General features: G+C 71.3%; 16 protein-coding genes and 1 pseudogene. 9 read left to right on the top strand and 8 right to left on the bottom strand.

Annotated features, from left to right (window positions below):
* The first annotated feature begins 867 nt into the window (after positions 1-867).
* A complete protein-coding gene (locus tag ACZ45Z_RS29945; protein WP_468368954.1) occupies positions 868-1560 on the top strand; it encodes a M23 family metallopeptidase in 693 nt (230 codons plus the stop codon).
* A gap of 11 nt (positions 1561-1571) precedes the next feature.
* Here the strand turns inward: ACZ45Z_RS29945 and ACZ45Z_RS29940 are convergent, their stop codons facing one another.
* Positions 1572-2156, bottom strand: coding sequence for a TetR/AcrR family transcriptional regulator (locus ACZ45Z_RS29940; RefSeq protein WP_468368951.1), 585 nt, complete (start codon positions 2154-2156; stop codon positions 1572-1574).
* A 127-nt stretch (positions 2157-2283) separates the two neighbouring features.
* Between ACZ45Z_RS29940 and ACZ45Z_RS29935 the strand changes: the two genes are divergently transcribed.
* The gene (locus tag ACZ45Z_RS29935; RefSeq protein WP_468368949.1) at positions 2284-3900 is read left to right on the top strand and encodes an MDR family MFS transporter; all 1617 of its coding nucleotides are present in this window, start codon (positions 2284-2286) and stop codon (positions 3898-3900) included.
* Positions 3901-4076: 176 nt separating this feature from the next.
* On the top strand, positions 4077-4544 hold the full coding sequence (locus ACZ45Z_RS29930; protein WP_468368946.1) for a VOC family protein: 468 nt from the start codon (positions 4077-4079) through the stop codon (positions 4542-4544).
* A 45-nt stretch (positions 4545-4589) separates the two neighbouring features.
* Here ACZ45Z_RS29930 and cseC read toward each other — a convergent pair whose 3' ends face one another.
* The 5 genes from cseC to ACZ45Z_RS29905 form a co-directional block, all read right to left on the bottom strand.
* Positions 4590-5894, bottom strand: coding sequence for a two-component system sensor histidine kinase CseC (gene cseC / locus ACZ45Z_RS29925; protein WP_468368943.1), 1305 nt, complete (start codon positions 5892-5894; stop codon positions 4590-4592).
* A gap of 8 nt (positions 5895-5902) precedes the next feature.
* Positions 5903-6613, bottom strand: coding sequence for a two-component system response regulator CseB (gene cseB / locus ACZ45Z_RS29920; protein ID WP_468368940.1), 711 nt, complete (start codon positions 6611-6613; stop codon positions 5903-5905).
* A 9-nt stretch (positions 6614-6622) separates the two neighbouring features.
* Entirely contained in the window at positions 6623-7261 is a 639-nt protein-coding gene (locus ACZ45Z_RS29915; RefSeq protein ID WP_468368936.1) for a hypothetical protein, read from the bottom strand.
* Between the two features lie 163 nt (positions 7262-7424).
* The gene (locus ACZ45Z_RS29910; protein WP_468369055.1) at positions 7425-8030 is read right to left on the bottom strand and encodes a SigE family RNA polymerase sigma factor; all 606 of its coding nucleotides are present in this window, start codon (positions 8028-8030) and stop codon (positions 7425-7427) included.
* Between the two features lie 301 nt (positions 8031-8331).
* Entirely contained in the window at positions 8332-9291 is a 960-nt protein-coding gene (locus tag ACZ45Z_RS29905; RefSeq protein WP_468368934.1) for an HhH-GPD family protein, read from the bottom strand.
* Positions 9292-9516: 225 nt separating this feature from the next.
* On the opposite strand from ACZ45Z_RS29905, the gene ACZ45Z_RS29900 reads away from it, so the two are divergent.
* Entirely contained in the window at positions 9517-9996 is a 480-nt protein-coding gene (locus ACZ45Z_RS29900) for a pyridoxamine 5'-phosphate oxidase (protein WP_468368931.1), read from the top strand.
* A 111-nt stretch (positions 9997-10107) separates the two neighbouring features.
* A complete protein-coding gene (locus tag ACZ45Z_RS29895; protein ID WP_468368928.1) occupies positions 10108-10938 on the top strand; it encodes a hypothetical protein in 831 nt (276 codons plus the stop codon).
* 86 nt (positions 10939-11024) lie between these two features.
* Here ACZ45Z_RS29895 and ACZ45Z_RS29890 read toward each other — a convergent pair whose 3' ends face one another.
* Positions 11025-11642, bottom strand: a complete 618-nt coding sequence (locus ACZ45Z_RS29890) for a TetR/AcrR family transcriptional regulator (RefSeq protein WP_468368925.1) — start codon at positions 11640-11642, stop codon at positions 11025-11027.
* Between the two features lie 71 nt (positions 11643-11713).
* On the opposite strand from ACZ45Z_RS29890, the gene ACZ45Z_RS29885 reads away from it, so the two are divergent.
* The gene (locus ACZ45Z_RS29885; protein ID WP_468368923.1) at positions 11714-12190 is read left to right on the top strand and encodes a DUF1453 domain-containing protein; all 477 of its coding nucleotides are present in this window, start codon (positions 11714-11716) and stop codon (positions 12188-12190) included.
* An 8-nt stretch (positions 12191-12198) separates the two neighbouring features.
* Here the strand turns inward: ACZ45Z_RS29885 and ACZ45Z_RS29880 are convergent.
* Positions 12199-12351: pseudogene (locus ACZ45Z_RS29880) on the bottom strand (IS5/IS1182 family transposase); the annotation flags it as partial.
* 174 nt (positions 12352-12525) lie between these two features.
* On the opposite strand from ACZ45Z_RS29880, the gene ACZ45Z_RS29875 reads away from it, so the two are divergent.
* From ACZ45Z_RS29875 to ACZ45Z_RS29865, 3 genes are all read left to right on the top strand, one after another.
* On the top strand, positions 12526-14547 hold the full coding sequence (locus tag ACZ45Z_RS29875) for a LodA/GoxA family CTQ-dependent oxidase (RefSeq protein WP_468368920.1): 2022 nt from the start codon (positions 12526-12528) through the stop codon (positions 14545-14547).
* Positions 14544-15725 (top strand): FAD-dependent oxidoreductase, encoded by a 1182-nt coding sequence (locus ACZ45Z_RS29870; RefSeq protein ID WP_468368917.1) that lies wholly within the window; start codon positions 14544-14546, stop codon positions 15723-15725. The genes ACZ45Z_RS29875 and ACZ45Z_RS29870 overlap by 4 nt, the downstream gene beginning before the upstream one ends.
* Positions 15726-15792: 67 nt before the next feature.
* Positions 15793-16515 (top strand): hypothetical protein, encoded by a 723-nt coding sequence (locus ACZ45Z_RS29865; RefSeq protein WP_468368915.1) that lies wholly within the window; start codon positions 15793-15795, stop codon positions 16513-16515.
* Positions 16516-16755: the final 240 nt, after the last annotated feature.

Raw genomic sequence — 16755 nt, 5'->3', positions numbered from 1 at the left:
TCCGGGGCAGTGTTGTTTGTGCCGTGGGGAGGCGGGTGGGTGGGGGCGGGCGCCCGGGGACTGCCGCACCGCACACTCTTGCGGCGCTGAGGGCGCTGAGGGGGCCGTACGGGGCGCTGACGGTGCTGGGCGGGCGATGTGCTGTGGACAGGCACCGTCGCGGCCCCCTGGGCGCCCGAGGTGCCCGTACGGCTTCCACGGCGCCGCTGCGGCCGTCCGCTCCTGCCCGCCGCCGATAGACCGTCCCACCCCGCGCCCGCCCGGCCCCGTGCCCCCTGCCCCCCGCGCCCCCGCGCCCCCGCGCCCCCGCGCCCCCGCGCCCCGAGAAACATCGCGCCGGTCGAATTGAGTAATGCCGGTCACATATCCTCGGCATTTCGAGTAGCCCGCGTCACACGTTATCCGCCGCTTCGTAATCCGCGTCACAAAGGGCTTTGGTCCCGGGTGCCGGCTCAAAAGGCCCGGCCGCACGGGATTGGATCTTATTGAGCGGTGACATGCCGCACAGCGATTTCCTGCCTACTAAAGGAAATAGCGGAGGGGGTGTGGTCGGCAGGGGAGGGTGTGGATCGTCGGAGTGGGGGGTGGGGCGAGGGGGTGGGGCGGGGTGCGGGTGGGGTGGTGGGCGGAGGGGGTTAAGGGCAGGTCAGAGGGGGTTTGGCGGGGAGTTGGGTGAGGGGTGGGCGAGGGGGTTTTGGGTGTTTTGTAGGGGAGGGGTGGGGTATCGCCGGTGGGGGCTTGGGGTGGGGGTTGTTACGGCGTGGGGTAGTAGAAAGGGGCCTTGGCGGGGTGGCGAATGCGGGTTACCAAGGAATGGCTATACCGGTCCGCAGCCGGGTCCCATTTCTTTCCGGAGGTCAAACCCGCATGCTCAAGTTCGCCGCCATCCGTCATTCGAAGAAGTCCGCTCTGCGCACCAGCGGCGCTGTTGTCGCCGCCGGTCTCGGCGTGTCCGTGGCGCTCGGCGCCGGTGCCGCCCACGCGGCCGACTCGGGCCTGATGAGCCTCACCTCGAATGTCGGCCCGACGGTCACCGCGCAGGCCGACGCGCAGGCCAAGGCCGCCGCCGAGGCCAAGCAGGCCGCCGCCAAGGCCAAGGCGGCCGCGCAGCAGGCCAAGCAGGCCGCCGCGAAGAAGGCGAACGGCTGGGACAAGCCGGTCGACAAGTACGTCCTCGGGTCGACCTTCGGTCTGGCCGGCAGCCACTGGTCGCACAACCACAGTGGCCAGGACTTCGTCGTGCCGACCGGCACCCCGGTCAAGTCCGTCCACAAGGGCACCGTCGTCAAGGCCGGCCCCAACGGTGGCGGCGACGGCCCGGCGTACGGCAACGCCATCGTGATCAAGCACGACGGCGGCACGTACACCCAGTACGCGCACCTCTCAAAGATCCAGGTCCACATCGGTCAGCGGGTCGCCACCGGCCAGCAGGTCGGCCAGTCGGGCAGCACCGGCAACTCGACCGGCCCGCACCTGCACTTCGAGGTCCGCACCGGCCCCAACTACGGGACCGGCATAGAGCCGACCGGATTCCTGCGGGCTCACGGCGACACCGTCTGAGCTGAATCCGGTCATGCTGGCCGGCGGCCCGGCGGGTTGGCCGCCGTGACCAGCTCTGTGGCGACCTCGAGGATGGCCGCGCGCTTTTCCTCGGGGTCGCCCGTCACGTTCTGCATGGCGAACATGCCCGCGTGCATGGAGAACAGCGCGGTGATGCAGCGCACCTGATCCGCCAGTTCCGCGTCCGGCTCCTTGAGCAGCTCGAAAAGGGCGAGCATCCGCTCCTTGAAGGATTCACCGATGCTCAGGTCGCGTACGGCGGCCTGGTTTTCCTGCATGAAGCGGAAGAGGGGTTCGGCGGAGCGCAGTGATTCGCTGTAGCGGCGGATCACCTCCTGCTTGGTCTCCAGGGTGCGGGGCTGCTCCTGCGCCCAGACGATCAGTTCGTCGATGGGCCTGCACAGGTCGTGGAGCAGGCTGACGACGATGTCTTCCTTGGTCTTGAAGTGGTAGTAGAGCGCCGCCTTGGTGACATCGAGCTGTTCGGCGATCTCCCGCAGCGAGGTCTTGTCGTAGCCGCGTTCGGAGAACAGCTCCAGAGCGACGTCCTGAATGCGCTGGCGGGTGTCGCGCCTGCGCGGTTGCGGTGTGCTCATCGTGCTCTCCTGCGTTGTCGATGCCGGCCCGGGGGGCCGCCCCGATTAACTTACTTGACGCCCGGCTAGTTGCGGCCTTACCTTCATCACTGTACTGAACTAGCCGGTCGGCAAGTAAGTGGGAGTGATGGGGATGTCGCAGAAGAACGCGACCCCAGCGGGGGACGGACACAAACCGGCGCAGAAACCGGGCAGGCAGCCTGCCGGGGTGCGGGTGGTGCTCTTCGCGCTGATGATCGCGATGTTGCTCGCGATGCTGGACAACATGATCGTCGGCACGGCCATGCCGACCATCGTCGGCGAACTGGGCGGTCTGGAGCACCTGTCCTGGGTGGTCACCGCCTACACACTCGCCACCGCCGCGTCGACGCCCATCTGGGGCAAGCTCGGCGACATGTACGGGCGCAAGGGCGTCTTCCTGACCTCCATCGTCCTCTTCCTGATCGGCTCCGTGCTCTCCGGCATGGCCCAGGACATGGGGCAGTTGATCGGCTTCCGCGCGGTCCAGGGACTGGGCGCGGGCGGTCTGATGGTCGGCGTCATGGCGATCATCGGCGACCTCATCCCGCCGCGTGAGCGCGGCAAGTACCAGGGCATGATGGCCGGCGTCATGGCGGTCGCGATGATCGGCGGCCCGCTGGTCGGCGGCACCATCACCGACCACCTCGGCTGGCGCTGGAGCTTCTACATCAACCTCCCGCTCGGCGCGGTCGCCCTGATCATGGTGACGGCGGTGTTGCACCTGCCCAAGAAGCGTGCGCAGGCCCGGATCGACTACGTCGGCGCGGCGCTGCTGACCGTCGGCATCACCTCGCTGGTGCTGATCACCACCTGGGGTGGCACCGAGTACGCCTGGCTCTCGGCCCAGATCATCGGCCTGGCCGTCCTCGGCGTCGTCGCGCTCGGGCTCTTCGTCCTGGTGGAGCGCAAGGTCAGCGAGCCGGTGCTGCCGCTGCACATCTTCCGGAACGGCAACTTCTCGGTCGTCACCCTCATCGGTTTCCTGGTCGGCTTCGTGATGTTCGGGTCGATGACGTTCCTGCCGCTGTTCCAGCAGACCGTGCAGGGCGCCTCCGCCACCAACTCCGGGCTGCTGCTCCTGCCGATGCTGCTCGCGATGATGGCCGTCTCGCTGTTCGCGGGCCGGGTCACCACGCAGTCGGGCAAATACAAGGTCTTCGTGGTGGTCGGCGGCGGGCTGATCACCGCGGGCCTGGCACTGCTGTCCCTGATGGACACCGACACCACCCGCTTCACCTCGGGCGTCTACATGGCGGTGCTCGGCGCCGGCATGGGCTTCTTGATGCAGACCACCATGCTGATCGCGCAGAACAGCGTCGAGATGAAGGACATGGGCGTCGGTTCCTCCTCCGCCACCCTCTTCCGTACGATCGGCGGCTCCTTCGGCGTCGCGATCTTCGGTGCGATCTTCACCCACCAGGTGCAGTCCACGATGGCCGAGCGGATCGGTGCGGCCGGTGACAAGCTGACCAGCGGCGGAGCCCAGATGGACCCCAAGAGCCTGGCCAAGCTGCCGCCGGTGATCAAGGACGCGTACTCCCACGCGGTCGCCACCGGCACCCACCACGTCTTCGTGTGGGGCGCCGTGGTCAGCGTCATCGGCTTCGCCGCGGCCTGGTTCCTCAAGGAGGTGCCGCTGCGCGGCGGTCCGGCCGCGCAGCCCGGCGGCCCGCAGGGCAAGGAAGCCGCCGCGGACCGTACGGCGGTGACCGAGTCCGTCTGACCGTCCGACGGCGTCCGCCTAACGGTCGACGGCGCCCTCCTGACCGTCTGACAGCACCCTCGCGCGCGAAACGGCCCCCGGCACACCAGCCGGGGGCCGTTCGCGGTGTGGTGGACAAGCGCCGGGGTGGGCCGCCTGCTTACCGTGGCAGGGCGGGACACCGTAAGGAGCTGACCATGATCAGAGGAATCGCCGGCCACACCGTGTGGGTGCTAGACCAGGACCGGGCGAAGCAGTTCTACACCGAGAAGCTGGGACTGGAGGTCCGTGCGGATGTGCGCGCGGAAGGGCAGGCCGGGCGGCGCCTGACCGTCGGCACAAAGACCCAGCCGGACATGGAACTGACCTTGGCGGTGCCGGGTCCGCCGGGGATGGACCAGCCGACGGCGGTGGCGCTGCGGCAGGTGGTCGGCGCGGGTCTGACGGGCACCATCGTGCTCGCCACCGACGACGCGCTCACCGAGTACGCCGCGCTCCGGGCCAGGGGCGTGGAGTTCCTCCAGGAGCCGCAGCACCGGCCGTACGGCATCGAGGCGGTCTTCCACGACGACTCCGGCAACCGCCTCGCGCTCATTCAGCGGCGCGAACAGCTCGATCTCGACATGGGGTGGGGGGACTGCGTGGACGAGCGGTGGACGGAGTGAGGCGGGGCGGCCCCGGGCCCGGTGGCGCGCGCGGAACCGGACCGGTCAGCGGTCCGGGAGGTGGATGACGGGGAAGCTGCCGGTGTTCGTCGGCGCGTTCTCGGGCAGCCACAGCACCGAGACGGCGCCGGTCGAGCCGTCGGTGAGTTCGTCGGCGTTACGGAAGGTCAGCCGAGCGCCCAGGACGCGGGCCTGGCCCGCGGCGATGGTCAGGCCCAGGCCGTGGCCGCGGCCCGCCCGGTCGCTGCTGCCCGTACGGAAGCGGCTCGGGCCCTCGCGCAGCAGCGCCTCGGGAAAGCCCGGGCCGTGGTCGCGCACCCGCAGCACCCGGCCCTCGACGCTGACCTCGATGGGCGGTTTGCCGTGCCGGGCGGCGTTGGCGATGAGGTTGCCCAGGATGCGTTCCAGGCGGCGCGGGTCGGTGGTGACCTCCGCGTCGCGTACGACATCGACGGCGATGCCGGGGTCGAGGGCGCGCACGCGGCGGGTGACGAACTCGCCGAGCGCGACGTCCTGGAGTTCGGCGCGCTCGGCGTAGCCGTCGAGCCGGGCCACTTCCAGGACGTCCTCGACCAGCGTCCGCATCGCCTGTGCCCGGTCGCGGACCAGCTCCGAGGGGCGGCCGGGCGGCAGCAGCTCGGCGGCGGTCAGCAGGCCGGTGACGGGCGTGCGCAGTTCGTGCGCGATGTCGGCGGTGACCCGGCGCTCGGCCTCCAGGCGCTGCTGGAGGGCGTCGGACATGGCGTCCACCGCCCAGGCCAGATCGTCGGTCTCGTCGCGGACCCGGCCGCCGCCCACCTCGTCGCGGATACGGACGGAGGTGTCGCCGTCGGCGAGCTTCCCGGCGGCGGCGGCCGCCTTGCGCAGCCGCTTGGAGAGCCGGCCGCCGACCAGCACGCCCAGCGCGCAGCCGCAGCCGACCACCACCGTCGAGCCGATGACCAGCGCCTCGTCGAGGTCGTCGAGGACGGCGAACCGGTCGAAGAAGCGGCCGTGGACGGACAGCACCCGGCCGTTGCCGAGCGGGGAGGCCGCCCACACCTCGGGCGCGGTGCCGCCGGTGTCCTGGAGGTAGGTGGCGCGTTTGTTCCTGGCGACCTCGTCGCGCAGCGGCTGCGGCAGCGAAGGGTCGTCGATCTTGGCGTTGAACTGGAGCCGGTTGGTCGACTCGAAGAACTTCTGGCTGATGCCGAGCCGCTCGATCTGCACGTCACGGCTGTTGTCGAGCATCGAGCGGCGGGCGGCGTTGTGCACGACGAGGCTCAGCGCGATCGCGACCAGCGCTCCGACGAGCGCGATCGCGGCACTGAGCTTCCATCTCAGACCCGTCCGCAGGGCCAGCCTGACCACCGCGGGACTCAGCCTCTCAGCTTGTATCCGAAGCCGCGGACCGTCTCGATCCGGTCCTGGCCGATCTTGCCGCGCAACCGCTGGACGTGGACGTCCACGACCCGGGTGTCCCCGCCCCAGCCGTAGTCCCACACCCGCTCCAGCAGCCGGTCGCGCGAGAGGACCGTGCCGGGTGCGTCGGAGAACTCCAGCAGCAGGCGCATCTCGGTCGGCGTCAGCGCGACGTTCTCGCCGCCCTTGCGGACCTCCATGCCCTCGGTGTCGACCTCCAGGTCGCCGAAGCGCAGGACGGCCTCGGCGGGCGCGGCCGCGTCCGCGGCGCGGGCGCCCGCACCGTCGCGGCCGCTGGCGTGCCCGAAGCGGCGCAGCACGGCGCGGATACGGGCGACCAGCACCGCGCCGTCGAACGGCTTGGTGACGTAGTCGTCGGCGCCGGCCTCCAGGCCGAGCACCACGTCGATGGAGTCGGCGCGGGCCGACAGCATGATCACGGGGACGGTGGAGTCGTCGCGGATGCGGCGGCACAGGCTGACGCCGTCGAGGCCGGGCACCATCACGTCCAGCAGCGCGATGTCGGGCCGGTTGGCGCGGAACGCCTCCAGGCCGGCGAGGCCGTCGGGCATCGCGGTGACCGTGAAGCCGTCCCGCTCCAGGGCGAGCTGGGTGGCTTCGCGGATGACGTCGTCGTCCTCGACGAAGAGCACATGGGTCTCGGCCATGCGGTTGTCTCAACCCTCCGGTTCCGTGCCGTCCTCCGGCACGGGGCCGTCGACGGTGGTCTTGCTGTAGTCGGTGTGATAGCTGTGCGTCTCGGTGAAACGACCGTCCGCCCAGTGGTAGGTCATCACATCCTCTCCCGAAGGACAGCACACCTTGTCGCCGGTGTCATAGGTCTGCTTCGAGACTTCGAGGTCGCCCTTGCTGACCCCGGCGTAGACCGAGGGCTGCTCGTTGGCGAACACGTTGTCGTAGGAGCCGCCCGACCCGCCGTGCCTGCGGTAGACGTAGGAGCCGATGCCGACGGAATCCGCGCAGGTCATGACGTTGATGATGACGTCGGGGGACTTGCCGCCGGTCAGCGACGCGTACGTCACCTCGACCGGGTACTCCTGCGCCGAACACGGCTTGGCGAGCGACTTCTTCACGTCGTCGCCGACCTTCGGGTCGGCCTTCATCAGCGCTACCGCGTCGATCTTCTTGTAGGGCGCCGACGAGGTGGGGGAGGGGGCGGAGGACACCGCGCCCTTGGGGGCCGCGGTGCTGCTCGCCGCACCCTCGGTGCGTACGCCCTCGCCGCCGGGATTGCATCCGGCCAGCAAAAGGCCGACGGCGGCCACCCCCGCCGTGGCCGCGCCGCCTTTGGTCAACCCGCCTTTGGGCAACCTGTTCCTGGACAATCCGCTCCCGCTCACCGTGCTGCTCGCACAGCCGCCGATCCCGCCGCTGTTCCTTGTGCGATTGTCGCGCGCCGGGCTGTGTGCCGCGGCGTGCCGGGTGCCCCGCGCCGGGCGCGAGGGCATACGCGGCGGATCAGGCCGCGCACCGCTCCCGCTCCCGCTCGCCGCGCTCCAGCATCCGCGCGTCGATGTCACGGCTTTCGAGCTCCTGGCGGAGCCGGGCCAGCGCCCGGTGCAGCGTGCTCTTGACCGTCCCCGTGGACATGCCCAGTGCCGCCGCGGTCTCCTCGGTGCTCATCTGCTCCCAGTGTCGCAGGACGACGACGCTGCGCTGCTTGGGTGCCAGCACGCCGAGGATGTCCATCAGCAGGGCGCGGTCGGCGCGCTGCTCGGTGCCGTCGTCCACGCTCGCGTCGGGAAGCTGCTCGGTGGGCACTTCCTCCAGCTTGCGGGCGCGCCACCACTCCGTCCGGGTGTTGATCATGACGCGGCGGAGGTAGGCGTCCGCCAGTGACTTGTCCGCTATGCCGTCCCAGCGCCCGTAGGTGCGCACGAGGGCCGTCTGGAGCAGGTCCTGGGCGTCGACCGGGTCGGGCACCAGGCGCCGCGCACTGCGCAGCAGGGCCTCCTGCCGCGTACGTACGTACTCTTCGAAGTCCAGTACCTTGCCGCCGCTGGTCGCCATCTCGACGCCTCCGATCCGCTTGCGTTTCCCCACGTTGACCGTGCTGGCGGTCATCTCCAGCACGAGAAGGACGCTACGGAGGGGGTGTTGCGGCGCAATGTGCGTGGGCCCCACAGCGAGTGCACGGAAAACCCTCGGTTGTGTAACAGCCCGCCGGGGGTCATACCTCGGACGGACGAAGGCCCTGAGCGGGTCATACTCCGGGGGGAGGGACACCCCCACCCGGAGACCTACACGCGGTGCGCGGGGCGCGGCCGGGCCGGGCGTTGGGCGCGTTTCAGCCGTACCGGGGTCGCTTTCCGGTCATCCACACCGGTCCGGCCGCCGATCGGACCGGCCCGGGGCGCCCCCGCGCCTACGTCAGCGGCAGCCGGTAGCGGCCGCCCGCCAGCGGCTCCACCAGCCCGTCCGCGACCAGCCCGTCCAGCGCCCGGGCCCGCTGCACCGGCTCGTCCCACACCGCGTCGAGCACGGCCTGCGGCACCGGGGAGACCGCCTCGCGCAGAACGGCGAGCAGCTTGCCGCGCACCTGCCGGTCGGTGCCCGCGTACGCCTGGGTGCGGCGCGCCGGGCCCTCGTGCGCGGGGGAACCGGCCAGCCGCCAGGCGCACCGCTCGGCGATCGGACAGCGCGCGCACTGCGGGCCGCGCGCGGTGCACACCAGCGCGCCCAGCTCCATGGTGGCCGCCGCCCACCGGGCGGCGAGCCGCTCGTCCTCGGGCAGCAGCGCCCGGGCGAGCTTGCGTTCGGCGGCGGTCGTGGCGTTCGGCGGGTACTGACGGCCCATCACCGCGCGCGCGAACACCCGGCGCACGTTGGTGTCCAGCACCGCGTGCCGCTGCCCGTACGCGAAGGAGGCGACGGCCGCGGCGGTGTACTCGCCGACACCGGGCAGCGCCAGCAGTTGGGCGTGCTCGCGCGGTACGTCACCGCCGTGCCGCTCCTTTATGGCGGACGCGGCGGCGTGCAGACGCAGCGCGCGCCGCGGATAGCCGAGCCGGCCCCAGGCGCGGACCGCCTCGCCCGGCGCCTCGGCGGCCAGGTCGGCGGGGCGCGGCCAGCGGGCCAGCCACTGCTCGTAGACCGGCAGCACTCTGCTGACCGGCGTCTGCTGGAGCATGAACTCGCTGACCATCACGCCCCAGGCGCCCGCCTCGGGGCGGCGCCAGGGCAGGTCGCGGGCGTGTGCGTCGAACCAGTCGGTGACCGGGCCGTGCAGCCCGGTCCCGTCGGCGGCCTCCGCGGCGGATACGGCGGCGGAAGCGGTCTCGGCGGCGGCGGTCGTGGCAGCGGGGAGGGCAGGCGTCGAAGTCATGGCACCGCCGATCCTGGCACGAGGGCGGCTTCCCGGGAAACGCGCCGGGCCCGCCCCGCCGCACGCCCACCCGCACGCGGGACGGCCGGGTGCGTACGGGTGGCGGCTACCGGCGGTACGCGGCGCCGGGCGCGGGCGCGGTACGGGCCGGGCGTGGCGCGGGCGCGCGGTGGGGGTACGCGGGGCGGGCGCGCGGGCACCGGGCGGGCGGGGGAGGATGCGGGGATGACCGGTAGGGACTGCCCGGAGGGGATCCGGCGGGCGCTGGCCGCCCACTCGACTCTGACGCTGGCATACGTGGACCAGGACGGGCCGCAGGCGTGCGCGGTGCTCTACGCCACCGACGCGGTGGGCGGCGGGGCGGCGGCCGGGCCCGCGCTCTACTTCGTCACCGCCACCACCACCCGGCACGGCCGGGCCCTGGCCGGGCCCGGGGCGCGCGTGGCGTTCACCGCGCAGCGCGACGGCCAGGAATGGAGGGCGCTGACCGGGCTCCAGGGCCGGGGCGTGTGCCGCCCGCTGGACGGCGCGGAACGGGACGCCGGGTGGCACCTCTACACCGCGCGCTTCCCCTTCGTCGTGGCGAGCGAGCGGCTGCGGGCCGCCCTGGAGCGCACCACGCTGTGGGAGCTGCGCCCCGACTGGCTCCGGCTGATCGACAACGGGCGGGGCTTCGGACACAAAGAGGAGTGGGAGCGGCACTGAGCGGCGTTTCCGACCGCCGGGGGTCCGCTCCGGGCCGATCATGAGAAAAGTTGCCGCTTCCTGCGGCGGGTACTGGCCGGTGCGGGGGCCGATCTCTCGTACAGTTTCCGCGTGGGATCACTGCGCAATCCGATCGGGCCCCTTCCCTCCTCCATCTACTGGCGGCGGAGGGCCGTTGCGCTGGCCATCGTCGTCCTGCTCACCCTCCTGGTGGTGTGGGTCGTCAACCTGGCCGGAGGCGCCCGGAGCGGCGGCGAGGGCAAGGGCTCGGACGGCTCGGGCCCGGCGGAGTCCATCACGCCGGGGCCCTCCTCCACGGGCCCGGCGATCAGTCAGAAACCGGGCGGGCGCGACGAGTCCGGAAGCGGGGGCGGAACCGGTGGCGGCTCCGGAGCGGACTCCGGCGAGGGCTCCTCGGACGGCGGCGCGGGAGAGGCCGGCGGCTCCGGCGGCCCGGGCGGCTCCGTTGGCGGCACCGGCGCCGGCACGCCGATCGGCGAAGGAACGGGCGGCGGCGTGCTCCCGGCCGGCTCCCCGGTGGCCAACTGCGCTTCCGGACCGGTGAAGTTGACCCTGCGCAGCGTCAAGAACTCCTACCCGCCGGGCGAGAAGCCGAAGTTCGAGCTGGTGGTCAAGAACTCCGCGAAGGCCGCCTGCAAGGTGGACCTCGGCCGGAAGGCCGCGGTGCTCACGATCACCGACACCGCGGACGACGACCGGGTGTGGGCCTCCGCGGACTGCCCGCCCACCGCCGGCTCCGCCCTGCTGCGGGTGCCGGCCAAGGACTCGGTGCGGCGCACCGTCACCTGGAACCGCCGGGCGAGCGGCCCGGGGTGCGCGACGCCGAGCGCCGCCGCGGTGCCGGCCGGTACGTACCTGATCGAGGCGAAGGTGCCCGGCCTCACGGCGGCCCGGACGTCGTTCGTCCTCGCCAAGGACTAGGGCGTGTCCGATGAGGCACATGACTGGACCCTAGGCGGATCGTTTCCATGCCTCCGAACGTGCGCGCCAAGCGCATCGGCTGGAGGTCAGTTGCCCGCCCTGAGGGCGTCCAGGTGCCGTCGCAGTACCTGTCGGAGCAGCTTCGGCGGATAGCGGTCCGGCAGCAGGGTTGCCTGGAGATTCAGTCCGTCGAGGAGGGCGGCCAGGCGCGTGCTTTCCAGTTCGACGTCCATGCCGTCTGGCAGCCCGCCGGCGGACTGGGCTTCCTGCAGCACGCGCGACATCAGGGCATGCAGGTCGGCTTGCATTTCGGCGGCGCAGGGCCGCAGTTCGGGCCGGGTGAGTGCGGCGGCGGTGAAGGCGAGCCAGAGTTCGGATTCCTGGAGGCGGTTCTCGTCCAGGGGGAGGAACTCGGCGAGAAGCTCTTCTGCTCCGGCCCGGCGGTCGGTGTCGCCGTCGGTAGTCAGAAGTTGTTCGGCGTGGGTGCGGATGCGGTCGCCGATGCGCCGGCTCAGCTCCCTCATCGTGAAGGTCATCAACTCGTCGTGGTTGGCGAAGTAGTGGCGGACCGAGCCGATGGCGAGTTGGGCTTCATCGGCGACGTTGCGCAGTGAGGCGTGCTCCAGGCCGTGGCGGGCGGCGACGGACAGGACGGCCTGCGCCACTGCCCTGCGGCGGGCCACGGGGTCGACGATCTTTGGCATGTTGCCTTTATAGCACGACTGAGCTATCTTTTTTAGCTCAACCGCGCTACTAAATATGGATGGGTATCCGTATGAACCCCTGGCTGCTCGCTGCGATCATCGCGTTGGTCGTGATCGTGGTCGTGATCAAACGGATGATCGGTGAGCCGGTCAACGCACGGGAGCTCTTCGTGGCCCCGGCGATACTGACCGGGATCGGCATCCTGACCCTCATGAAGAAGACGGATCTGACCGGCACCGACCTCACCTGGGTCATCACGGGCGCCGTCTTAGGTGCGGCACTCGGCGCACTCCGGGGCGCCACCGTTCAGCTCGTCGACAAGGGAGGCGTTCTGTGGCAGCGATACACCAGCCGCACCTTCCTCACTCTGATCGGCACCCTGGCGATCACGGCCGGCTTCAATGTCCTGGCAGTGAAGATGGGCATGCACGAGAACGCACGCCCCCTCCAGCTTTCCATCGGCGTGAGCTTCCTCGGCGAGTCCCTCATGGTCGGCCGCCGCGGCATGACTTCGGGAATCCCCTTCGCTCCGGCGCGAACTCACTGACTCATTGCCAGTTGCGGGGCATCGCCCCACTGGCCTGGTGTGATGACAAAGGCGAGCGGACGTCGACCGCCCTCACCGGCCAGATGGCCGCGTCGTCCAGGAATACGTGGCGCGGCGGTGCGGGCGCCTGCGGCATGTTGATGGGCGCGGCAGGAGGTCGAGGCCCGAAGTCACGCTCCGTGAGCGACTGACGGGCCGACGCCTGCCGTGGAGCGGGTCGAACGAGTGAACCGTGTACCCATTGTGACGCCCCGAGTAGCAGTGCGAATTGGGATGATCGTACGGTTATGCCGCGTGGGGGGATATGTCGACTTAGCCAACGAAAGGCTCCCCCCATGGACCAGGACATCGTCCAAGTGAAGATCCACCCCGCGATCGGAATCGCCCGGGTCGGCAACAGCGACCAGCAGCCCTTCGTGGGCCCGGAGTCACCGGACCAGCCCCCTCTGCCGCCCGGCTCGTACAAGGACAGCTCGGGGAAGGTCATCCGCCAGGCCGCCCGCTTCCGGGTCTACGGCTACAACCAGGCGGGCCAGGTCGTCCGGGAACTCAAGCAGGGCGAAGGCGGCGTCAGCGAGATCAAGTGGTCGGTGCACGTGGCCAACAAGAAGGCCGCCTGGTACCAGTTCCACATCCCGCTCGACATCCCCGAAGCCGCCGGCCTCTCGGACGCCCAGCGCCGCCGGCGGAACTTCGACGTCAAGGGGGCGGACCGCAAGAAACTCGTCATCGACCCCGGCCGCAAGACGATCCGCGCCTCCGCGCACGAGACCGCCGCCCTCGACGGGAAGATCATGGACCGGCCGGTCGCGCTGGGCTCGATCTCCACCCAGAACGACGGCCGCCTGCTGGTCTTCGGCGGCGCCGGGAAATCCGCCTCGTACGCGACCCCGGAGAAGCCGATCTTCGGCGTCGCCAACAACGACACGTGGTACGACGACGTCTCCGACGGTCCGGTCACGGCGGAGGTCACCATCAACGGCGCCGTGAAGGCCGCGGCCCCGGCCTGGGTCGTGGTCGCCCCGCCGCACTACGCACCCGGCGTGAAGACCGTCCGTACCCTCTACGACCTGCTCTACGACGTGTTCGCCACCGAGCAGACGCTGCACGTCGAGGAGACGGTCTCCTACCCGGAGCACATCGAACCGATCCTGCGCCGGTTCTGCGATCTGCAGTGGGTCAACCACGGCTTCGCCACCCAGTTCGGCCGGAAGGGCCCGCACGACTTCCTCGACCCGGCCCTGCGCGAGCGCCTCGCCGACCCGGGCGAGGCCAGCCAGGAGCTGCGCCGTCAGGTCTACGTCCACCTGCGCGACTACGACCGGGACGGCACCTCCCCCCTGCCCTGGCCGTGGCTCTACGGCGACGCCATGTCCGGCGGCAAGCCCACCTCCGTCCGCCAGCACGTCACGCTCTCCCCCTACCAGGACCGGATGCTGGCCCTGTGGGCCGAGGGCCGCTTCACCTCCGGCCGGCCCCGCACCGGCCACCCCGACGTGGACCAGGCACCCGTCGACCGGCAGCCCGACCTGCTGGACCGTGCCGCGCTGGACAACTGCGCCGCAGACGCCTTCCATCCGGGCTGCGAGGTCACCTGGCCGATGCGTCACAAGACCATGTACTCCGAGCCCTTCCGCATCCTGCACCGCACGCCGGAGAACCCGGAACCCGACTACGGCGATGTGCTCAGCCCCCAGGACGTGGTCAGCAAGAACGGCCCGCTCTACGCGCAGGGGCCGGGCGACCTCACCCGCTGGATGGCCGCCCCCTGGCAGTGCGACACGGCAAGCTGCCGCTCCGGATACCAGGTACGGTCCGGCCTCGGCCCCCGCTACAGCCCCTACCTGCCCACCTTCTGGCCCGCCCAGATGCCCAACCACGTGCTCAAGAAGGCGGACTTCACCACCGTCAACACCAAGCCGACCGGCGGCGACGACAGCGCCAGGGAGAAGGCGTTCGAGCACCGGGCCGTATGGCTGCGCGGCCTGAAGGGCACCGACTTCAACAAGCAGCGCCGGCAGATGATCGACGACTGGTACAAGTTCGGCATCGTCGAGACCCACGAATACACCGTGGGCGACGGGAAGTTCCCCAAGTACCTCCAGGTGGAGTCCGAGCCCGGCTATCCGCCGGCCCCCGACCACGCCAACCTCGTCAACATCCAGGTGACCGAGGCGGGAGTGCCCGAACTGGCCGGTGCGGCCGCCACCTGGGCCGGTGCCGTCTCCGCCGACTCGGTGTCGTCCATGCTCGTGCAGCAGGCGGTCCAGGAGGTCGTGGAAGCCACCGGCCACGACGAGTCGACGATCGCCGCCGGCTACCTGGAGAAGCTCGACCCCTTGCACGGCAACCAGTGAGCCCGGCAGCCGAACCCGCCTACGACGTCGTGGTCGCGGGCGGCGGCCCGGCCGGCTGCGCCGCCGCCCTCGCCCTCCTGCGGGCCGGGCGTACGGTCCTGCTGGCCGACGCCGGCACCGGCCCGCCCAAGGCCGGCGAGGCGCTGGTGTCCGTGGGGCGGCTGCTGCTCGCCGACCTCGGCGTCGCCGGGCCGGTCCTGGGCACCGGCCATCTGCCCTGCCACGGCAACCTGTCCGCCTGGGGCTCGGCCGAACTGCACGCCGTCGACTTCATCAACGACCCCTACGGACACGGCTGGCACCTCGACCGTCCGCTCTTCGACCGGCGGCTGCGCGCCGCCGCCCGGGCCGCGGGCGCCGAGGTCGCCGAGCACACCGCCGTCCACCGCCCGGCCCGCCGCCCGGACGGCACCTGGCGGCTCGTCCTGCGCGACCGCCCCGGCGGCGCGGAGCGCACCGTCCGCTGCCGCTGGGTGGTGGACGCCACCGGGCGCGCCGCCGCCATCGCCGTACGCTCCGGCGCCCGGCGGCGAACGGCGGACCGGCTGACCGCCCTCCACCTCACCCTCGACCCGGTGACGGACCCGCGGAGCGCCGCCGACAGCCACTCGCTGGTCGAATCCGACCAGGACGGCTGGTGGTACACCACGCTGCTGCCCTCCCGGCACCGTCTGGTCGCCTACTTCACCGACCCCGACCTGCCCGTCGCCGGCGGGCGCGGCGCCGAGCGGTTCCGCGACCGGCTGCTGGCCACCCGGCACGTCTCCCGCCGGGCCCGCCCCCACGGGCTCACCGACCTCCCGCCGCCCCGCCGCGCCCCCGCGCACAGCGCACATCTGGACCGGGTGCACGGCGACGGCTGGACGGCCGCCGGAGACGCGGCGGCCGCCTTCGACCCGCTCAGCTCCCAGGGCATCCTGACCGCCCTCTACACCGGGCTGAGCGCGGGCCGGGCGGTCGACGCCCGGCTGCACGGCGACCGGGCGGCCCTGGCCGACTACGCGGCGAAGGTCGCCACGGCCCGTACCGCCTATCAGCACGACCACCGCGCCGTGCACGCCGGGGAGACCCGCTGGCCCGACCGCCCCTTCTGGTCCCGACGGCAGCGTGGCATCCACCCGGCGACCGCCGGCACCCACCCGGCGACCACACCCCGGCCGAAAACCCCGGCCCCCTAGACCACCACGACCCGGCCGAACCCCCGGCCCACCCCGAACCCCACCTCACGAAAGGTGAGACCGCCCCATGACGACCACCCCCGGATCCGCCCACGCCGGCGGACACGAGCACATCCACCGCTTCCTCGTGCTGGGCAAGAAGAAGCTGTTCTTCTACCACCTGGCCCTGTTCAACCCCCAGTCCGGCCACGACTACCAGGGCGTGTTCACCTTCACCATCAAGGACAACGGTGAACTGCGCGAGCTGTACCTCAAGGACCTCAAGGAGCACGAGAACGAGCGGGTCTTCTACTCCCTGCTCTCCCCGCACCACTTCGAACTCCCCGAGCTCCAGCAGGGCAAGGTCTTCAAGGTCCATCTGGAGCGGGTCGTCGTGGACAAGAACGGCGGCCGCACGTTCACCAAGCTGACGACGAGCGAGACCGCGGTGGAATGCAAGAAGGAGGACGTCCTCTCCTTCCGCAGGCTCGGCGACCTGCCCTACCCCGACTACCTCACCTACCTGGTGTTCGGCGAGGGCGACGAGATCCACCTCGCGCACCAGCTCGCGGCCCGCCCGAACTGGGACGAGGCCCTCACCATCGCCCCCACGAAGCCCATCGACCCCGCGACCCTGAAGAAGGTCCCGACCCTCGTCATCGAGACGATCAAGGATGCCCACGGAAAGCTGGTCGAGAGCCCGCTGAAGCAGGGGCAGCAGTACCAGGGCAAGCTCAACGGCAACGGCGAGACGGTCGACTTCACCGCCGGCCGCCAGGGCTGGTGGAACCACACCAGCCTCAACAACTGACCGGGACGGGCGGCTGAGCGACGCGCGGGCCGCCCGCACCGGCACCCCGGCCCGGGACGCGACCCTTCGCGCCCCGGGCCGGGGCCGTACCCGGGGAACGCCGGAACGCCCCCGGCCGCAGCCGCCCAAGTCCCCCTCACCACAAGGAGTTTTACGGAATTGAAGCCTCCGCTCGCCGCTTACGCTCCTGGCGATTCCGCTGACAGCTTGCCCGGGGCCGAGGCGCCCGAATGTGGGGCA

The sequence above is a fragment of the Streptomyces sp. NPDC031210 genome (assembly GCF_055570395.1).
The sequence above is the reverse complement of the archived record's forward strand: the minus strand, read 5'-3'. Positions and strand labels throughout refer to the sequence as shown.

Excerpts from the sequence above, each read along its gene's own strand:
- ACZ45Z_RS29945 (WP_468368954.1), top strand. The coding sequence starts at position 868 with ATGCTCAAGTTCGCCGCCATCCGTCATTCGAAGAAGTCCGCTCTGCGC.
- ACZ45Z_RS29885 (WP_468368923.1), top strand. The coding sequence starts at position 11,714 with ATGAACCCCTGGCTGCTCGCTGCGATCATCGCGTTGGTCGTGATCGTG.
- cseB (WP_468368940.1), bottom strand. The coding sequence starts at position 6,613 with ATGGCCGAGACCCATGTGCTCTTCGTCGAGGACGACGACGTCATCCGC.
- ACZ45Z_RS29905 (WP_468368934.1), bottom strand. The coding sequence starts at position 9,291 with ATGACTTCGACGCCTGCCCTCCCCGCTGCCACGACCGCCGCCGCCGAG.
- ACZ45Z_RS29940 (WP_468368951.1), bottom strand. The coding sequence starts at position 2,156 with ATGAGCACACCGCAACCGCGCAGGCGCGACACCCGCCAGCGCATTCAG.
- ACZ45Z_RS29890 (WP_468368925.1), bottom strand. The coding sequence starts at position 11,642 with ATGCCAAAGATCGTCGACCCCGTGGCCCGCCGCAGGGCAGTGGCGCAG.
- ACZ45Z_RS29865 (WP_468368915.1), top strand. The coding sequence starts at position 15,793 with ATGACGACCACCCCCGGATCCGCCCACGCCGGCGGACACGAGCACATC.
- ACZ45Z_RS29935 (WP_468368949.1), top strand. The coding sequence starts at position 2,284 with ATGGGGATGTCGCAGAAGAACGCGACCCCAGCGGGGGACGGACACAAA.
- ACZ45Z_RS29910 (WP_468369055.1), bottom strand. The coding sequence starts at position 8,030 with ATGACCGCCAGCACGGTCAACGTGGGGAAACGCAAGCGGATCGGAGGC.
- ACZ45Z_RS29875 (WP_468368920.1), top strand. The coding sequence starts at position 12,526 with ATGGACCAGGACATCGTCCAAGTGAAGATCCACCCCGCGATCGGAATC.
- ACZ45Z_RS29930 (WP_468368946.1), top strand. The coding sequence starts at position 4,077 with ATGATCAGAGGAATCGCCGGCCACACCGTGTGGGTGCTAGACCAGGAC.
- ACZ45Z_RS29900 (WP_468368931.1), top strand. The coding sequence starts at position 9,517 with ATGACCGGTAGGGACTGCCCGGAGGGGATCCGGCGGGCGCTGGCCGCC.